The organism is Bacillus thermozeamaize (assembly GCA_002159075.1).
GTDB lineage: Bacteria > Bacillota > Bacilli > ZCTH02-B2 > ZCTH02-B2 > Bacillus_BB > Bacillus_BB thermozeamaize.
In genome coordinates this window covers 1-1,846 of sequence record LZRT01000030.1, presented here as the reverse complement: position 1 = coordinate 1,846, position 1,846 = coordinate 1, and the positions used below count along the sequence as shown (strand labels likewise).

At 52.3% G+C, this 1,846-nt stretch carries 2 protein-coding genes and 1 pseudogene; all 3 read left to right on the top strand.

All coding sequences use genetic code 11. The features are described from left to right. Positions 1 to 182 (top strand): annotated as a pseudogene (locus tag BAA01_12285) (hypothetical protein). A gap of 98 nt (positions 183 to 280) precedes the next feature. Further along, positions 281 to 517 (top strand): hypothetical protein, encoded by a 237-nt coding sequence (locus tag BAA01_12280; GenBank protein OUM89896.1) that lies wholly within the window; start codon positions 281 to 283, stop codon positions 515 to 517. After that, entirely contained in the window at positions 486 to 1,577 is a 1,092-nt protein-coding gene (locus BAA01_12275) for an ATPase (GenBank protein ID OUM89895.1), read from the top strand. The genes BAA01_12280 and BAA01_12275 overlap by 32 nt, the downstream gene beginning before the upstream one ends. Positions 1,578 to 1,846: the final 269 nt, after the last annotated feature.

Here is a 1,846-nt window from a genome sequence, read left to right as displayed (position 1 = left end):
CAGGGACGCGCTACCGTGAACTGCGGGCGCTGGGGGTACCGGAACACTTCGTCCATATGATGGCGAACTCACGCCGGGGGCCATGGGAGATGTCCCGCAACCTGAACAACGCCCTTGACACCCGATATTTTCAGGCGCAAGGGCTGGTCAGCATGCTTGAATGTTACTTGGCATTTCGTTAACTCTTCGGAACCGCCTGGTGCGGACCCGCATGCCAGGTGGTGTGAGAGGACGGGGGCTAGCCGCCCCCTTCTACTCGATTTAAAAGCGGGGGATTCCTTTGAAACACGATCTCGCCACGGAAATCTGTGCGGCGATCAGACGAGCTGTCCAAAAGCGCAAAGAGCGCGGCGCGGACGTCTTTGAAGTCTTTCGATTTCTTGACCGTCTCTTGAGAGTGTGGAAAAGCCGGATAATCCGCGAAATCATCATGACGCTGGCCATTTTTGAAATTCTGAAAACCATTTTGGAACTGGAGGGTCGTCATGAAAATCAAAGCCATCCAAAACGCACTTAACCAGGAATTTGCCGAGCGGGATGAAGTGATTGAAGGTTTGATCGTCGCCCTCATCGCCCGGCAGCACTGCCTGCTCATCGGACCGCCTGGCACCGGAAAATCGGCCCTGGTTTCCGGGCTCACGAAGCGGATCACCGGAGCGAACCATTTCCAGTGGCTTCTCACCCGGTTCAGCACGCCGGAGGAGCTGTTCGGCCCCGTGAGTCTGAAGGAACTTGAGCAAGGCATCTACAAACGGAACATCGCCGGAAAGTTGCCGGAGGCGCACCTTGCGTTCGTGGACGAAATCTTCAAGGCAAATTCGGCGATCCTAAACAGCCTTCTTACGATCATAAACGAAAGGCTGTTTTACAACAACGGACATCCGGTGCAGGTTCCGCTCATGACCTTGGTGGGAGCATCCAACGAGTACCCGGAGGAAGGCGAAGGGCTGGAGGCGCTGTTTGACCGGTTCCTGCTGCGTTTTGAAGTAGGTTATATCGGCGAAGACCAAGCGTTTCTCTCCATGATGAGAGGCCCTCGGGCGGTTCCGGCGGACATGACCATCGACGAACTTTATGAACTGCAATTCTTTAGCGACACCGTCACAATCCCCGACGAAGTGTACACGACGCTGGCCAATATCCGCCGCGAACTCATGGATGAGGGAATACGGCCTTCCGACCGGCGCTTCAAGCAATCGCTTTCCGTGATCCGTGCCAAGGCGGTACTCGAAGGAAGAGGACAGGCGGTAGTCGAGGACATTTTGATCCTCAAAAACAGCTTGTGGGAGCGTCCTGAACAACGGGATAAGGTCGCCGGGATAGTGAAAAAACACGCGCAAGACCCGGTAAAGACAAAACTGGATGAGGTAAGGGACGAAATGAAAAGCATTTTGGAGTCGGTAAAACAAAACAACACGCCTGAACAGGCGGTTGAAGCAACAAAGAAGCTGAAAATGTTGGTGTCCGACTTGCAAAAGTTGAATCAAAATTATCCGGATCGAAAAGAGATTGGCCAAGCGATACAGGTGATCCAAGAGTCGCTTGGGGGAATTGCCTCCCAGATATTGGGGGTGTGACAAATGCACGATTCGGTGCTGAACACGGACGCATTTGACCGCAGACGTTTCGTGCAATTGCTCGAAATGTCCGAGAAAATGCAACAGTTGGAGCGGAAGGGAAAGGAAACTTTCCCTTCCTTCCGACCTTTAATGGGCGATATATAGTGGCACACGATATCAAGACAATTTTTTCATGAATTTTAAGGGGTGAAATCTTTCACATCATGATCTCTCTCTGTTGTTCGATGGATTTTCTGAAAACCAAATATGGAATGGTCTGGTGACTG